Raw genomic sequence first — 16,146 nt, 5'->3', positions numbered from 1 at the left:
AAAAAATTAATCATTGATTACATATTAACCCATTTAATGCTTGGAGTAAATACAAACAAAACTAATAGTATATTATCTTTACCTCTCATACTCACTATGGTTAATTACAGGAGGGGTGTTATGGATTATAGATCATTGGGCAAAAGGCTGCGCCAAGAACGTCATAAGATGCATTTGACCCAGGAAAAGCTTGCCGAGAAGATAGAAGTTTCCGATGCGTACATAGGTCAAATTGAACGAGGCGAAAGGAGCTTATCGTTAGAAACTCTGGTCAAACTAGCGAATCAATTAGGTGTAACCGTCGACTACTTGCTTCACGATTCCATCGAAATCAATGACGACCATTTCCTGAACCAAATCAATCAGATTATGATTCACCGCTCGCCGAAGGAGAAACAGTTAGCTTTGGACACCATCAAGATGATTTTTACTCACTTGGACGATATGCAAAATGACAGCAACCTCTAAAATTCCCCAATACTAATTATTTCGCCACTGCATGAAAAAAACCTCCGCTTTTCGAAATTCGAAAGCGGAGGTTTTTATAGTTCATTCAAATAATCGTCGAAAATACCATCAGGAAGGAAATGAGGATAACGCTGACCGACAGCAGTACGCTTAGTGTGCGAAGCTTGCCGGCTTGGGCCGTAATATTCTTATTTTCGCGAATGCTTCCAATCGCCAGCTTCAGTGGTTTGGCCATAACTCCGCCAAGCGCGCCGATTGCAAGAAACAGGAGGACCACCACAATCATCCATGGTACGGAATAGCCGCCTTGACCGACCAAATATCCCCCGGTCAACAACTGAATCACAAGTCCGAACTGAGCAAAGCGATTTAAAGAATTAACCGCCGAGAGGGTTCCCTCTTGGGCCGCCAGCGAAAGCTTGCCGATAGCTCCGAATACAAACGGCAAAACCAAATAAAAGCCTAGCGCCAGTGCCCCGATAATGTGAAGAAACAGCATAACTTGAAACATACTTAAACCGCCTTCCATTCGTCAATTAGATTGATTACTATATAAAACCTATTATAGCCGTCTATAAAAAGAAGAACAACGTTTATAGTCTCCTTCTCTTCATTTACAGAAAAACAAACCTGCTCCGAAGAGAGGTTTGCTTTTTGATACCCGTCAGCGGGTAATATACTTCAGCCTTGAACGATCTTGATGACATTGCGTACCGAGTCTGCGGATTTATCCAGCGCAGCCTTCTCATCGGCCGTCAGCTCCAGCTCGAAAATTCTCTCGATGCCATTGCCGCCTAGGATGACGGGGACGCCCATGAACAATTGATCGTAGCCATATTCGCCTTCCAGCAAAGCGATAACCGGAAGGACACGTTTCTTGTCCTTCAGGATCGCTTCCGTCATTTGGACAAGCGAAGCTGCGGGTGCATAATAAGCACTGCCGCTGCCGAGCAGGTTAACGATTTCCCCGCCGCCTACGCGGGTCCGCTGAACAATCGCCTCGATGCGCTCTTTGGAAAGCAGCGTATCGATTGGAATGCCTCCAACACTGGAATACCGCACAAGCGGCACCATGTCGTCGCCATGGCCGCCAAGCACGAAGCCGCGGACATCCTCGACGGATACGTTAAGCTCCTGCGCGATAAACGTGCAATAGCGGGCCGTGTCAAGTACGCCGGATTGGCCGATGACGCGGTTCTTAGGGAATCCTAGTGCTTGATAAGCGGCATAAGTCATAGCATCGACCGGGTTGCTCAAAATGATGACAGTCGAGTCCGGGCAATACTTCTTCACGTTCTCGCACACCGTGCGAACGATACCTGCATTTGTGCTTACAAGGTCATCCCTGCTCATTCCCGGCTTGCGGGCGATTCCCGCCGTAATGATCACGATGTCGGAATTCGCGGCATCCTCATAGGAAGAAGTGCCTGTGATGCTGCTGTCGAAGCCCTGCACCGGGCTTGCTTCCAGCATATCGAGCGCCTTCCCCTTTGTTGGATTCTCCAATTGAGGAATATCCAGCAGAACGATATCGCCGAGTTCTTTCTGTGCCAGCATCAGCGCAGTCGTTGCGCCGGTAAATCCGGCGCCGACGACTGTGATTTTCTTACGATGAATGGCCACGATAGTCAAGACCTCCTACATTACATGTTTTTGATGACTTGATCTGCAAACTCAGAGCATTTCACTTCTGTTGCGCCTTCCATCAAACGTGCAAAATCATAGGTAACGGTCTTATTATTAATCGATGCTTCAAGCCCTTTGTAGATGAGGTCAGCTGCTTCCTGCCAGCCCAAATGCTCGAGGAGCATGACGCCAGACAAGATAACAGAACCAGGGTTAACCACGTCCAGATCCGCATATTTTGGAGCCGTACCATGGGTAGCTTCAAAAATCGCGTGTCCTGTCACATAGTTGATGTTCGCGCCTGGCGCAATACCAATGCCGCCTACTTGAGCTGCGAGGGCATCGGACAGATAGTCGCCGTTCAGGTTCAGCGTCGCAATGACGTCGAAATCTGTCGGACGAGTCAAGACCTGCTGCAAAGCGATGTCCGCGATGGCGTCCTTGATAATGATCTTGCCGCTGTCCTGAGCATCCTTCTGCGCCTTGTTGGCAGCTTCCGTGCCGGACTCTTCTTTAATCCGGTCATATTGAGCCCAAGTGAACACCTTATCGCCGAATTCCTCTTCCGCTACTTCATAGCCCCAGTTCTTGAAGGCGCCTTCCGTAAATTTCATGATGTTGCCTTTATGAACTAGGGTTACGCTCTTGCGGCCATGCTTGATCGCATATTCAACCGCAGCGCGAACGAGGCGCTTGGAGCCTTCAGCCGATACCGGCTTGATCCCGATACCGGACGTTTCCGGGAAGCGGATTTTGTTAACGCCCATTTCCTTTTGCAGGAACGCAAGCACCTTCTTCACTTCTTCAGAACCTTCTTTATATTCGATGCCCGCGTAGATGTCTTCTGTGTTCTCACGGAAGATAACCATATCTACCAGTTCAGGATGCTTGACCGGAGACGGCACACCGTCGAAGTAACGTACAGGACGCAGACATACATACAAGTCAAGCTCCTGGCGCAATGCTACGTTCAGGGAACGGATTCCGCCGCCGATTGGCGTCGTAAGCGGGCCTTTGATGGCTACAATATACTCGCGGATCGCCGTCAGCGTATCGGCTGGCAGCCACTCTCCGTATGTATTGTAGGCTTTCTCGCCAGCAAAAACTTCATACCAGGCAATTTTCTTCTCGCCGCCGTATGCTTTCTCAACTGCGGAGTCCAGCACACGCTTGGAAGCTCTCCAGATATCGCGGCCTGTGCCGTCGCCCTCGATGAACGGAATGATCGGATTGTTAGGAACCTGCAGTTTGCCGTCCTGAATTTCAATTTTTTGCCCTTCTGTAGGCAGAGCAAACTTTTCTAATTTCAACATGTTGATGGTTTCCTCCTCAAGTGAATTAGTAATACTTGTCCGGTCTCCATTCTATCATAGATTGAAGACCGGATGCTTCATTCAATTTACCTCATATCGATCGGAATATAACGTTGATTCGTCGGGCCAACATAATCAGCGCGCGGACGAATGATCCGATTGTCATCGAGCTGCTCCAAAATATGAGCCGTCCAGCCCGAGAGGCGGCTGATTGCAAAGATCGGCGTAAAGAGGTCGCTAGGGATGCCAAGCAGCGTGTATACGGACGCCGAATAGAAGTCTACGTTCGGCTTCAATCCCTTTTGTCCGGTAACAAGCTCTTCGACCTTCACGGAAATATCATACAGCGTAGAATCGCCCTTCAGAACGCTAAGCTCGCGGGACATCTTCTGCAGATGCTTGGCGCGCGGATCCCCGTTTTTATAAACGCGGTGGCCGAAGCCCATAATTTTCTCCCGGTTGTTCAGCTTATTCTGAATATATCCTTCCGCCTTATCCAGCGTTCCGATTTCGCTAAGCATGTTCATTACGGCTTCGTTAGCGCCTCCATGCAAAGGCCCTTTCAACGTCCCAATAGCCGAGGTAATCCCGGAATAAATATCAGACAGCGTAGCAATGGTTACGCGTGCCGAGAACGTCGAAGCATTCAGCTCATGATCGGCATGCAGGACAAGAGCCTGGTCCAAGGCGCGAACCGCAACCTCATCCGGTTTCTCGCCGGACAGCATATAAAGGAAATTGTAAGCAAGAGATACATCCTTTAATGGCGCAATCGGCTCCTTGCCGTCGCGGATGCGCGCATAAGCGGCGATCAGCGTCGGCAGCTGGGCTTGCAGCTTGATCGCCTTCAGCTGATTGCTCTCCCGGGAGATATCATTTGCATTCTCATCATACAAAGCAAGAGCCGACACGCCGGTCCGCAGCACGGCCATTGTATTGGCATCCTTTGGATAAAGCTTCATTTGCTCCAGTACCGCTTGAGGTACTGCTGCGTATTCGCTGAGCTGCTGCTGCAGGGTCAACAATTGGGATTTCGTAGGCAATTTGCCGTACCAAAGTAAATAAGCGGTCTCTTCGTAACTTGCACGTTCTGCCAGTTCGTCGATATTGATCCCGCGGTAAGCGAGGACGCCGTCATGAATGGAGCTAATCGAGGATGTAGCTGCGACAATACCTTCGAGGCCTTTAGTAGCTGTCATAGTGTATCTCTCCTTTGTAACGAATTATGATAAAACTAGCGGATGAAAACATTTACATTTTAAAAGATTAAAATTTTCAAAATATGGCCGGAGGACGCCATTTATGATACAGCACTACTCTAAAATGCCTCCTAAATCATCATACTGGATTTACGGAAGCAAGGGAACAATCTGAGAGAAACACGTTTATCAAAATGTTTTATTACAGTGATAAAAGTTTTTTTGTAAACGATTACAGATTGCAATGACATTGATCACAAGGAGTGAAATTTTACAGACATACTCATACTCGTCCATACGCATTAATAGATTTATCTTAGGAAGGAGGAGAACGTGTGAACAACGTATTTGTCAAACGCGTGCTGCGGGGCGCCTGGGTGTGCTCATTGCTTGTGGCCCTGCTGCTGCTTGCTTACTGGCTGATTCCTCTGCTGTACCCCTTCCTGATCGCCTGGTTTGTTGCCTATATGATGAATCCATTTGTTTCATGGCTTGATCGGCATTTCCGCCTTCCTCGCTGGTTATCCGTCATCCTGGCGCTGCTGGTCTATTTCGGGAGCGCAATCATCGTCTTCTCTGCCGCAGTAACCCGGCTCGTCAAAGAATTAATCCATGTTACAGAGTCTCTGGACCTAAGCATCGAGAAATGGAAAAACGCCTTCTTGGAGTGGAGCCAGAACGAAAAGCTTCAAAACATTCTTAACGAGATCAACCGCTTTATCGCAAGCCATCCCGGTTATTCCAACACCCTGCATAAGAACTTTGATTCCACAGCCGTGAACATCAGCAGCGCCATTTCCCGTGCGGTAGCAAGCCTATTAAACGGTGTCGTCAATTTACTGACCTCCCTTCCCAGCCTTGGCATTATCGTGCTCGTTATTTTGCTTGCCGCGTTCTTTATGAGCAAAAACTGGAATCAAAATTTGCAGCTGCTCACCCGTTTCATCCCGGAGCCTTTTCAGCAAACAGCCCGGGAGATTTGGAACGACCTGCAAAAAGCCTTATTCGGTTACCTGCAGACTCAGTTTATTATGATTTCAATTACAGCTGTAATCGTATTGATCGGACTATTGATTCTAGGGGTCGAGTCGGCCTTTACCTACGCCCTTTTAATCGGTTTCGTAGACCTTCTGCCCTATCTTGGCGTCGGGACAATCATGATCCCCTGGCTCGTTTATGCTTACGTAAGCGGCGACCTGTCGCTTGGCATTGGATTGTCAATTCTGTACGGCCTGCTTCTCGTCTCGCGCCAGCTTATCGAGCCCAAGGTGCTAGCCACTAGCGTAGGGCTTGAACCATTGCCCGTATTAATCGCCACGTTTGCCGGATTGAAATTATTCGGCGTGCTTGGCTTGATTATCGGCCCTGTATCTCTGGTCATCATCGGAGCAATCATTCGTGCAGGAGTGGTTCGTGACCTCCGAAATTATATCGTCAGCGGGCGGCTCCGCTAAAATTTAAATATCTCCTCATTAACAGAAAGAGCCGGACTCTCGGGAGTCCGGCTGCGTACGGTTTAACGGCGAAAAAATGTAATTTTTCCTTCCTTGATCTTCTTTCCGATCCATTTCATGAGCAGCAGGCGATAAAGCGGTCTGGTCAACGGAAATACCATGGTAAAACCGATGAGATCCGTAATAAAGCCCGGGGCAAGCAGCATGATGCCTCCGGCGAACACGCAAATGCCATCCAGCATCATTCGGCCGGGAACCTGTCCTCCGGTCATTTGCGCCTTTGCGTCAGCCATGACCTTACGTCCTTCGAACTGCATCATCAATCCCCCGATGATCGAGGTAGCTAGGGTAAGAAATATCGTTTTGCCAACTCCGAGCCGCTCACCCACTTCGACGTAAGCCCAAAACTCAGCGACAAACGCCAGAGCAATAATGACAGCGATCCATTTGCGCATGTAAAAACTCCTTTACAATAAAACATCCGGTGGGATGAGAATAGTCAATAAGAGTATTTTACCGCTTCATGCCCGCTTTTTCAAAGTTTGCTTGCCCGGTCAAATGCCGCATACCATTCTGGAAATACCTTTTTAAAGGCTACCGGCTTGAAATCCTCACGTCTCACGACATAATGCGAAGACTTTCCTTCAACGCACAACGTCCCTTCCCCGTTGAAGAGCTCGTAGCCGTAAACCGTCTTGACGCCCCCGTTATCCAAAATCCGGGTCTGAAGGATGACCTCATCTCCATACGTAATGCCCTTATGATATTTCACATTCATCTCGTGAACCGGAGAAATATAGCCTGCCCGCTCCATATCGATATATTTGAATCCCAGATCCTCGCACAGCTTGGTTCGCCCAAGCTCAAACCATCCCAAATAATGGGCGTGATAAATAATGCCCATCATATCGAATTCAAAATATTTCGGAACAATCACCTGCTCGCTGACATACATATGCCTTCTCCTCCTTCTGGTCAGGAAACAAAAAGCAATGGTATCCGGTGTAACTCCGGATGCCCATTGCCTTTGTCCATTTATCCTTAATCGTATATAAGCTATCGCAAACTATTTGCGAACTTGGCCGATTTTAACCAGGTTCGTGGAACCGGAACGTCCTAGCGGTACTCCTGCCGTAATTACGACAAGATCGCCTTCTTTGACTACTCCGCTGTCCAGTCCGCCCTTCATTGCATTATCGAACATCTCATCCGTGGAAGAAGCCACGTCGCCTTTAACAGGCGTCACTCCCCAGTTCAAAGCGAGACGGCGCATGGTGTTGTCCTGTGTCGTCACCGCGATGATCGGAGCTTTCGGACGATATTTGGACACCATACGGGCCGTATAACCGGTTTCCGTCGAAGTGATGATCGCCTTGGCGTTCAACTCAAGCGCAGAGTTGGCAACAGCCTGGCTGATCGCTTCTGTAACCGTGGTTTGCTGCGCATTGCTCTGTTTAATGAAAATTTCGCGATACTCCAGCGCAGATTCCGCTTTCTCCGCGATGCGGGACATCGTCAAGACAGACTCAACCGGGTATTTACCTGCCGCAGTCTCGCCAGACAGCATGATTGCATCGGTACCGTCGAAAATAGCATTCGCAACGTCACTAGCTTCCGCGCGTGTCGGTCTTGGGTTGCGCTGCATGGAATCCAGCATTTGCGTGGCTGTAATAACCGGCTTGCCTACCCGGTTACATTTCTCGATCATTTTCTTCTGAGCAAGAGGTACGTCCTCCGCTGGAATTTCAACCCCAAGGTCTCCGCGGGCAACCATCAAGCCGTCCGAAACCTCCAAAATTTCATCCAAATTGTCGATCCCTTGCTGGTTCTCAATTTTGGAGATGATTTGAATGTGGGATGCATTGTGACGCTCAAGCAATTGACGGATCTCAAGAACGTCGCTAGCTTTACGTACGAAGGATGCGGCAATGAAATCGATGCCCTGTTCAATCCCGAATAGAATATCGTTAGCGTCTTTCTCTGTGATGCCCGGAAGGGAAATGTCAACTCCAGGAACGTTAACGCCTTTCTTGCTCTTGATCGGACCGCCGTTGATTACGCGGCACTTGATTTCCGTACCTTGGATATCAACTACGGTTAGGCCAATCAATCCGTCATCGATTAGAATGGTCGAACCAACTTCCACGTCATGCGGAAGATTTTGATAAGTGATCGAGATGCGGTCCTTGTCACCGAGGATCTCCTCTGTCGTCAAGGTAATGAACTCATCCTGAACAAGCTCAATCGGTTCTTCCTTCAGTTTGCCGGTGCGGATTTCCGGACCTTTCGTATCTAGCAGTATGGCGACTGATTTCCCCAGCTCTTCGCTCGCTTGGCGAATCACTTTAATCCGATTGCCATGCTCCTCAAAATCTCCATGGGAGAAGTTCAGGCGAGCGACATTCATTCCGGCCATGATCAATTTCTTGGTGTTCTCTAACGATTCGCTTGAAGGACCGATAGTACATACGATTTTTGTTTTGCGCATTTGGGTTTCCTCCGTTTTGTTTTGTTCTCTCTATATCGTCTTTTCCAACATCTAAATTTACTACAGTTTTCCCATTTTGTATAGGAAGTTTGTCATATCGTCAAGATCTGAAGCATTTTATACTACTCCTTACCCACTGTTGCAGCGTCTGCTACGGCGCTCTTTTCTGCGTCTTTTTCGCTTTCAGCTGCAGATTCGGGGGCGGTGTCGCCTGCGTGTGGACGGTCATCCGCTGCAGAATCTGCCGTAGGCTTGTCGGATTTGCGCGCCTCGGCAAAACGGCCGATCTTACGGAATTTACGGTACCGGTCCTCCAGAAGCTCGTCCGCATTCAACACAGACAATTCCTCAAGCTGGCGCACGAGAGCATTCTTGATCGATTCCGCCGTAGACTCGTAATCCCGATGGGCTCCCCCGCGGGGCTCCGGCACGATTTCTTCAATGACCTCCATCGACAGCAGGTCCTGTGCCGTAATTTTCATCGCTTCTGCGGCCTGATCCGCTTTGGAGGCGTCTTTCCACAAGATGGAGGCTGCTCCGTTCGGAGAAATAACGGAGTAGATCGCGTTCTCCAGCATGACGACCCGGTTTCCGACGCCCAACGCCAGAGCGCCTCCGCTGCCGCCTTCGCCAATGACTACGCATACAACGGGCACGCGCAGCATCGCCATATCGCGAAGATTGCGGGCAATCGCTTCGGATTGGCCACGCTCCTCAGCAGTAATGCCAGGGTAAGCTCCCTTCGTATCGATGAACGTAATGATCGGGCGTTTGAACTTGTCCGCCTGCTGCATTAATCGCAGCGCCTTGCGGAACCCTTCCGGATGCGGACTCCCGAAGAAACGGGCTATGTTATCCTTCGTGTCCTTGCCCCGCTGCTGCCCGATGACCGTTACCGGCATACCGTTCAATTTGGCCAGTCCGCCAACAATGGCCAGATCATCGCCAAATACGCGGTCACCATGCAATTCGATGAAATCGGTAAAGATGAGATTTATCAAATCAAGCGACGTAGGGCGCTGATGATGACGCGCCAAATGCATCTTCTGGGAAGGTGAAATATTGCTGTAAATCTCGTCCTCAAGCTGCTTGTAGCGTTCCTCCAGTCTGGCGATTTCTTCTGTGAAATCAATTCCCTTCTCATTTCCAAACTGCTCAAGCTCCTGAATCTTCTCGCGAAGCTTCACCAGGGACGTTTCAAAAGGCAATTCTCCAGCCACTTAAACTCCTCCCTTCACGCCGTGCAGGTCAAGCAGTTTGCATAGCGTCGCTTTGATCTCTTTGCGATGGACGACCATGTCCAGCTGCCCATGCTGCAAATTAAATTCCGCAGTTTGGAAATCGTCCGGCAGCTTCTGGCGAATCGTCTGCTCAATGACGATCCGGCCTGCAAAGCCAAAGACCGCTCCCGGCTCAGCGATAATAATATCTCCAAGCATGGCAAAACTAGCCGATACGCCCCCTGTGGTCGGGTCCGTAATGACCGAAATGTAAAGTCCGCCTTGTTCATTCAGCCGCGCCAGAGCCGTGCTGGTCTTGGCCATTTGCATCAGGCTCAGAATACTCTCCTGCATGCGGGCGCCGCCCGATGTGGAGAAAATAATAAGCGGAAGCCGTTTCTCTATAGCAGCCTCAATCGCCCGGGTAATCTTCTCCCCGACGACGGAGCCCATGCTCCCCGTAAAGAAATCGAAGCTCATGACGGCTACGACCGCAGGCAAGCCTCCGATCGTTCCTTGTCCGGTGACCACCGCCTCGCGGAGGCCCGATTTCAGCGTCTGCTGCTCCAGCTTCGTGGCATAGCCCGGGAACTCCAAAGGATCCACGGAAATCAGGTCAGCATCATATTCAACGAAGCTGCCCTCATCCAGTGTAATGCGAATCCGGTCAAGCGCATTCAGCCGCATGTGGTAACCGCATGAAGGACACACCTTCAAGTTCTTTTCCAGCTCTTTGCTGTACTGAATACTCCCGCACTTGCCGCATTTATTCATCAGGCCTTCCGGAATTTCGCGCTTGGGCCTTTCCTCCGGCTGTACACTGTCTTCATTCCCTAAACTTCCTGAAGGAATGGTCGCGTATTTTCTTTTTTTATGGAACAAATCTTTAAACACAACTACACCTCTTCAGCCGTTAATTTATTAGGCCGCACCTACAGTCAAGGATACATCGCTTTACTGATTTGCCCTCACCTTGTACTCAAGGATGCAAAATGGAATTCAGCACTTCTTGAACCTCTTCGAGCTCACCCGAAGGAACCAAAATTTCAAACTGCTGTTTCGATAAATTGACAGGACGTGTTTGGACGAGAAAGCCTTCTTCCGTAAGCCTCGATTTAATCATATCCGCAATTTTGGCGGTAGGCGCAATATACATTACAGTCCACATGTCCTTACCAAAGCCCCCTAACCTTTCGTTTTGAGCCCGTATAATAGAGTAATGATAACATAATTTTCAAAAATCCCGCAACAAAGGGGCAAAAGCTAATTTACAATGAACAAGTGGACTATGCTAAAAGGAGCTTCAAGGCGCGGAATAATCATTCGCCGAATCGCTCTTATGGGCGATCCGCGCCGACGCCGCAGCCGCCAGCCCTGCAACCAAGTCATCAAGAAAAACGTGAATCCTTTCCCCTTTTTTGTTATTCAGCTGGCCTATAATTTTGGGCTTAACCTTGTCCAGGTAGCCAAAGCTCGTCAGCCCGATCATGCCGAACACGCTGGTAATGCCCAGCGCCATCGTCTCATCGACGCCATAGAGCGGCTCATCGGCCTCCATGATCGCCTGCAGCGGCTCCGGCAAAAGCTTTTTCTCCGCCAGTTCATCCAGCGCAATCCCTGTATATAAGGTATATTGAACTTCCCGTTTCTGCAAGACGGCCTTCACGCTGTCCAGGCATTTATCCATCGTCAGATCGGCATGATAAACCGCCTGCAGCGAATATACGATCTCAGCAATATCCTCCAAAGCAACCCCTCTGCGGTGCAGCTGGGCCTTGGCAATTTCATACGACATCCGTCATTCCTCCCGCATTTCCCAATGTTCGCGTACTTATGTCTCCGTCTGTCTTTCGCCATCTTCCCAACAACTTTCGAACCTCCCGCCGGCTCCGCATCTATCATTGCTAGAAGATGACCTGAGATTGATAAATAGCGGATGGAGTTCAGCCAAAGATGATAGGGGACAACACAGATGCTGTGTTCATAAGTGTATGCAGGGACTGCTCAGAATGTTCGTAAAAACTGTCGTAAAAATATGTTAATAGAGCGCAGGCAGGAGAATTGCAGCCCGCCATGCACCGCCGTAATTTAATATCTGGCTGAGTTAAAGCGGGTCATCCGTAAATAAAAATTAAAAAGAGCCTTATCCTGAAATACAGAATAAGGCTCTTAACATAATGCTCTTCCAACTTTAATTCAAAACGATTCTCCCCACTTCCCTGTCCACTGCGGCCTATAAGGCTCCAGAAGGTGCTTCTGGCAGCTTCAGTCAGGACTCGGGCATAAAACTACTCCTTATGAAGAGGCGGGACGTTTGAAGCGTCTGTGCGGTTCTGACAGGCACTGGCTAACAGACGGTTGCAGGTCAAGCATCCTATCAGAAGATAATAGATTCCGATCGACGGAAGGCCCCGTACGGCAAGCGCTGCTACTTGATTCTGACCGTTCCGGGGCCGAGCATGTGCTCCATCTCCTGAAACAGCTCAGGCGATGGCTTGATGCTGTAGCGCTCGCTCAGCGCAAGCAGCTTCCCGGTGCTCTCATAATAGAGCACCGTGGCCACGGGCCCTGAATGAAGCTGAAGCAGCGCCTTCAGCTTCTCCAGCAGGCGGGCGTTCTCCGCCGCCGCCGAAATCTTGATGAAGACGCGCTGCCCCGGCGTCTTCGCATCGCGGGCGCCTCCGGCCGCAGCCCCCGGGGCCTCGCTGCGCTGCGCTGCAGCCGTGCGGGACGACGCCGCCAATGCGGCGTCAGACCCGCGCCGGGCTGCAGGCTGCGGCTGCGCGTTGGCCCCGCCCGCGCCGCGGGGTGCCCCCCCGCGGCTGCGCCGAAGCTGCGCCAGGCTCGCGGCGCTAAGCGGCGCGAGCTCGTCGGCTAGCAGCTTGAAGCCTTCGTCCTGCTGCTGGACGGTGGCACGCAGCGCCAGCAGGGCGCCTTTGGCGACCAATTCCCCGCTGCGCCGCCACACCTCGGGAAAGAGCACGACCTCGCAGCGCTCGACCTGATCCTCCAGCTCCATGAAGGCCATCGCCTTGCCCTGCTTGGTCGTGATCGCCTTCACTGATACGACCATGCCGGCGACAATTATCCTGCTGCCGTCAGGACTCTCCGCAAGATCCATCAGCCGGTCGATTCCTTCGCCGTCAAGCAGCTCGTCATAATCGTCAAGCGGATGGCCGGACAAATACAAGCCTAACAGCTCCCGCTCCAGGTCCAGCTGCTGTCCCGCGCTAAACGGAGGAATGTCGGGGTATTCAATGTTCCAATTTGGCGTCTCCACAAAATCAAACAGCTGAATTTGTAAATCCTCCCGCTCCTTCCGCCATTTCAGCGCCGCTTCCACCGTCTCGTCCAGCATGGCGAGCAGTTGGGCCCGGTGACCCGGCAGCGAATCGAAAGCGCCGCCCTGGATCAAGGACTCAATCACGCGCTTGTTGCAGGTGCGAAGATCGACCCGCCGGCAAAAATCGAGCAGGCTGTCGAAAGGCCGCACCTGGCGCTCCCGCAAAATACTCTCCATCGCCTGAGTCCCGACATTTTTGATCGCCGCCAGGCCAAAGCGGATCACTCCCTGCACACCTTCTTCGGCAGCAGGAGCGGACGTTTCTGCAGCCCCAGATTCCTCCAGATCATAAGCAGCGGCCGTTTCCGCGGCCTTCAAAGGCTTGTCTGCCGGCGCACCCGCCAGAGCCGTTTGCCGCCGTACGGCCTCCCCGTCAGCGGCTGCGGCGGCTAACCGCGGCGTAAATAAAATACCGCTCTCATTTACGTCTGGAGGAAGCACCGTGATTCCCATCCGGCGGCATTCGATAATGTACTCGGCCACCTTGCGGTGGCTGCCCATGACTGCTGTCAGCATCGATGCCATGAAATAAACCGGATAATGCGCCTTCAAATATGCCGTCTGGAAGGCCAGAACCCCGTAGGCTGCAGCATGCGCGCGAGGAAATCCATAGTCAGCGAAACGTACGATCATGTCGTAGACCGCATTCGCATCCTCTGCCTGGTATCCCTGGGACAGGCTTCCCGACACAAAATGGCCCCGCTCTTCATCCAGCACCTCGCGTTTCTTCTTCGAGACGGCCCGGCGCAGCAAATCAGCTTCGCCGAGTGAAAAACCGGCCATCTTCGAAGCGATCTGCATAATTTGCTCCTGATAAACGATAATGCCATACGTGTCCTTCAAAATCGGGACCAGGTCGGAATGCGGATATTCCACGGCGGTCTGCCCGTGCTTGCCTGCGATAAATTTCGGAATGAACTCCATCGGACCCGGCCGATACAAGGCGAGAACAGAAATGATATCCTCGAATGTGGAGGGCTTCAAATCCTTGAGCACCCGCCTCATCCCCGCAGACTCCAGCTGGAACACGCCCGTCGTCTCTCCCCGGCCGAGCATTTCATACGTCTGCGGGTCGTCATCGGAAACCCGGCGAAAATCGGGCACCTCTCCTTCCTGCTCGCGGATCCAGTTCATACAGCGCTCGATAATCGACAGCGTCCGTAATCCCAGGAAATCCATCTTGAGCAGCCCGATCGCTTCCAGATGCTCCATGGAGTACTGGGTAAGCGGCGTTCCTTCGCCTCCAGCCTGCAGCGGCACCGTATCCGTCAGCGGATCCCGAGAGATGACGACGCCGGCAGCATGAGTGGAAGCGTGGCGCGGCATTCCCTCCACCTTCCGAGCCATGTCCAGCAGGCCCTGAATGCGCTGCTGCGACTCATAGAGTCCCTTCAGCTCAGAGCTCTCCCGGATCGCACGCTCGATCGTCATGCCAAGGCTGCCGGGAATCAGCTTCGCAACTTTATCTACTTCGCCGAATGGGATGTTCAGCGCGCGGCCGACGTCCCGCACCGCAGCCCGCGCGGCCATCGTGCCGAACGTAATAATCTGCGCCACATGCTCGGCGCCGTATTTGTCTGCCACATAAGCGATAACTTCGTCCCTCCGCTCATCGCTGAAATCGATATCGATATCCGGCATCGTCACCCTTTCAGGATTAAGAAACCGCTCGAACAGAAGATTGTATTTGATTGGATCGACATCGGTAATTTTCAGTACGTATGCCACAAGACTGCCCGCCGAGGACCCGCGCCCTGGACCGGTGGCGATGCCCTGCCTGTGGGCATAGGCGATAAAGTCCCAGACGATCAGGAAGTAGTCCGAGAAGCCCATGCTGCCGATAACGCTTAATTCATAATGCAGCCGCTGATGAAGCTGTTCTCTCGTATGCTCCTGCCGCCACATGTCAAGATGGCCGTATCTCTCCTCAAGCCCTTGCCCGCATAGGGAGGCCAAATAAGCTTCAGAGGTCATCCCGTCCGGTATCGGCTGGTAGGCCGGCAGAATATGCCGCCCGAACTGGAGCTCCAGATTGCACTTGTCGGCAATGGCTTTCGTATTGGCGACCGCCTCGGCGACATACGGGAACAGCGCCGCCATCTCGGCGCCGCTTTTGAGATACAGCTGATCTGTCGGGATTTGCAGCCGCTCTTCATCCTGTATCGTCTTGCCCGTACCGATGCAGATCAGCACATCCTGTACCTCGGCATCCTCCTGATTCAAGTAGTGCACATCGTTGGTTGCCACCAATTGCACATTCAGCTCCTCGGCGAGCTTAATCAGCTCAGGGAGCACTTTCTTCTGCTCCGGAATCCCGTGATCCTGAAGCTCGATATAGAAATCCTCGCCAAATACCGCCTGATAGCGCTGTGCGGCCTTTCGCGCCTCATTGTACCTGCCGTGCAGCAGATGGTGCGGCACCTCCCCGCCAAGACAGGCGCTTAGGCAGACAAGTCCCTCGCTGTGCCGCTCCAGCGCCTCCCAATCGATCCGCGGCTTGTAATGAAAGCCCTCCAGATGACCAATTGAGGACAATTTCATCAGATTCCGGTAGCCCGTCTCATTTTTGGCCAGCAGAATTAAATGGTGGATCGGCTGTTCCTTCCGCGTGCCCCGTTCCTTGCGCGATCCGGCCGTAAAATACACCTCGCAGCCTATGATTGGCTTAATGCCGTTTGCCTTGCAATATTTATAAAAAGGAACCGCCCCGTACATGACTCCGTGATCGGTCAGCGCCAGCGCCTTCATCCCGAAGCTTGCCGCTTTCGCTACCAAATCCTGAAGTCTGGCGGCGCCATCCAGCAGACTGTACTCGCTATGCACGTGCAAATGAACAAATTCGTTCATGCGTCTCCTTCCTTTCCAAGTCAATCCCTATGATTAACAAATCAAGTTAAACATCCTGATTCAGATCAAGTTTAAACAACCTCTCAAAATATTTTATCATATCGGGCTGAAAAGCGCCCATACAATGGTAAAGAGGACAAGCGAAGCAAGGCCGTGTGGCCCTTCGGAATGAGTTCGCCGATAGAAAG

14 protein-coding genes are annotated in these 16,146 nt (G+C 51.5%); 2 read left to right on the top strand and 12 right to left on the bottom strand.

Annotated elements, in window-relative coordinates; all coding sequences use genetic code 11:
- Nucleotides 1–120 precede the first annotated feature (120 nt).
- Nucleotides 121–468 carry a helix-turn-helix transcriptional regulator gene (locus MKX50_RS08540; protein WP_155609227.1) on the top strand — a complete coding sequence of 116 codons (348 nt, stop codon included), beginning with the start codon at nt 121–123 and terminating at the stop codon, nt 466–468.
- A gap of 85 nt (nt 469–553) precedes the next feature.
- Here the strand turns inward: MKX50_RS08540 and MKX50_RS08535 are convergent, their stop codons facing one another.
- The 4 genes from MKX50_RS08535 to citZ form a co-directional block, all read right to left on the bottom strand.
- Nucleotides 554–979 carry a hypothetical protein gene (locus tag MKX50_RS08535; protein WP_155609228.1) on the bottom strand — a complete coding sequence of 142 codons (426 nt, stop codon included), beginning with the start codon at nt 977–979 and terminating at the stop codon, nt 554–556.
- A gap of 170 nt (nt 980–1,149) precedes the next feature.
- A complete protein-coding gene (gene mdh / locus MKX50_RS08530; protein ID WP_213588967.1) occupies nt 1,150–2,091 on the bottom strand; it encodes a malate dehydrogenase in 942 nt (313 codons plus the stop codon).
- Between the two features lie 20 nt (nt 2,092–2,111).
- The gene (icd, locus tag MKX50_RS08525; protein ID WP_155609230.1) at nt 2,112–3,407 is read right to left on the bottom strand and encodes an NADP-dependent isocitrate dehydrogenase; all 1,296 of its coding nucleotides are present in this window, start codon (nt 3,405–3,407) and stop codon (nt 2,112–2,114) included.
- A gap of 86 nt (nt 3,408–3,493) precedes the next feature.
- Entirely contained in the window at nt 3,494–4,606 is a 1,113-nt protein-coding gene (citZ, locus tag MKX50_RS08520; RefSeq protein ID WP_155609231.1) for a citrate synthase, read from the bottom strand.
- Nucleotides 4,607–4,941: 335 nt separating this feature from the next.
- Here citZ and ytvI point away from each other — a divergent pair, with 335 nt between their 5' ends.
- Entirely contained in the window at nt 4,942–6,060 is a 1,119-nt protein-coding gene (ytvI, locus tag MKX50_RS08515; protein ID WP_213588968.1) for a sporulation integral membrane protein YtvI, read from the top strand.
- Between the two features lie 62 nt (nt 6,061–6,122).
- On the opposite strand, the gene MKX50_RS08510 is transcribed toward ytvI, so the two are convergent.
- The 8 genes from MKX50_RS08510 to MKX50_RS08475 all read right to left on the bottom strand — a co-directional run bounded on the left by MKX50_RS08510 (nt 6,123) and on the right by MKX50_RS08475 (nt 15,958).
- Entirely contained in the window at nt 6,123–6,515 is a 393-nt protein-coding gene (locus MKX50_RS08510) for an FxsA family protein (protein ID WP_155609232.1), read from the bottom strand.
- An 80-nt stretch (nt 6,516–6,595) separates the two neighbouring features.
- Nucleotides 6,596–7,015, bottom strand: a complete 420-nt coding sequence (locus tag MKX50_RS08505; protein ID WP_155609233.1) for a thioesterase family protein — start codon at nt 7,013–7,015, stop codon at nt 6,596–6,598.
- A gap of 111 nt (nt 7,016–7,126) precedes the next feature.
- On the bottom strand, nt 7,127–8,548 hold the full coding sequence (gene pyk, locus MKX50_RS08500) for a pyruvate kinase (RefSeq protein WP_155609234.1): 1,422 nt from the start codon (nt 8,546–8,548) through the stop codon (nt 7,127–7,129).
- Nucleotides 8,549–8,670: 122 nt separating this feature from the next.
- Nucleotides 8,671–9,768, bottom strand: a complete 1,098-nt coding sequence (locus tag MKX50_RS08495) for an acetyl-CoA carboxylase carboxyltransferase subunit alpha (RefSeq protein ID WP_213588969.1) — start codon at nt 9,766–9,768, stop codon at nt 8,671–8,673.
- On the bottom strand, nt 9,769–10,662 hold the full coding sequence (accD, locus tag MKX50_RS08490) for an acetyl-CoA carboxylase, carboxyltransferase subunit beta (RefSeq protein WP_339159148.1): 894 nt from the start codon (nt 10,660–10,662) through the stop codon (nt 9,769–9,771).
- An 85-nt stretch (nt 10,663–10,747) separates the two neighbouring features.
- Nucleotides 10,748–10,936 (bottom strand): glutamate decarboxylase, encoded by a 189-nt coding sequence (locus MKX50_RS08485; RefSeq protein ID WP_110933485.1) that lies wholly within the window; start codon nt 10,934–10,936, stop codon nt 10,748–10,750.
- 135 nt (nt 10,937–11,071) lie between these two features.
- Nucleotides 11,072–11,563 carry a phosphatidylglycerophosphatase A gene (locus tag MKX50_RS08480; protein WP_155609235.1) on the bottom strand — a complete coding sequence of 164 codons (492 nt, stop codon included), beginning with the start codon at nt 11,561–11,563 and terminating at the stop codon, nt 11,072–11,074.
- A 633-nt stretch (nt 11,564–12,196) separates the two neighbouring features.
- On the bottom strand, nt 12,197–15,958 hold the full coding sequence (locus MKX50_RS08475) for a DNA polymerase III subunit alpha (RefSeq protein WP_155609236.1): 3,762 nt from the start codon (nt 15,956–15,958) through the stop codon (nt 12,197–12,199).
- Nucleotides 15,959–16,146 lie beyond the last annotated feature (188 nt).

Origin of the sequence: Paenibacillus sp. FSL W8-0186, from assembly GCF_037969765.1 — a bacterium.
Lineage (GTDB): Bacteria > Bacillota > Bacilli > Paenibacillales > Paenibacillaceae > Fontibacillus > Fontibacillus woosongensis.
Note: the sequence above shows the minus strand (reverse complement) of the source record. Positions and strands in the feature narration are given on the sequence as shown.